Annotated in this window: 1 protein-coding gene; it reads right to left on the reverse strand. The window is 62.0% G+C overall.

Annotated elements, in window-relative coordinates; all coding sequences use genetic code 11:
- A partial coding sequence (locus AC1RO3_RS08765; protein ID WP_481764043.1) for a hypothetical protein occupies nucleotides 1-199 on the reverse strand: 199 nt, incomplete at its 3' end.
- Nucleotides 200-387: the final 188 nt, after the last annotated feature.

Below are 387 nucleotides of genomic sequence, written 5' to 3' on the forward strand. Positions count from 1 at the left end.
CGCCATCTGCGTTCTCCCCAACAAGCTGTTGTAGCAAACCCATCTTCTCCAAAGCACCCGGCACATCGTGCAGAATGGACTTGGCCAGTGTGCCACTGCCTGCCTTCAGTTGGCCGCCTGCATGGCTACGGGACTCGGAGCCGGGACTCGTTTCCCCGTTTGCCACGAACTCTTGAAGCGCGCGTGGCAGTGTCGCCATAGCCTGTGCGGCTTTACTGTCGCGCGGTGAATAGGGTGCTACGCCACCTCCCGGGGGACCGGCCCGAGATGGGCGTTCCGCTCGATGGTGTATGGTTGAATCAGGTCGCGGGGCACTCTTGTGGGTTGGGGCAGGTGCATTCCGTTCTCGAACGCCAGTACCGCTTGCGCCCGGTCCGTACTCCTTAG

The sequence above is a fragment of the Dellaglioa sp. CoH-57-MRSF-19 genome (genome assembly GCF_056781975.1).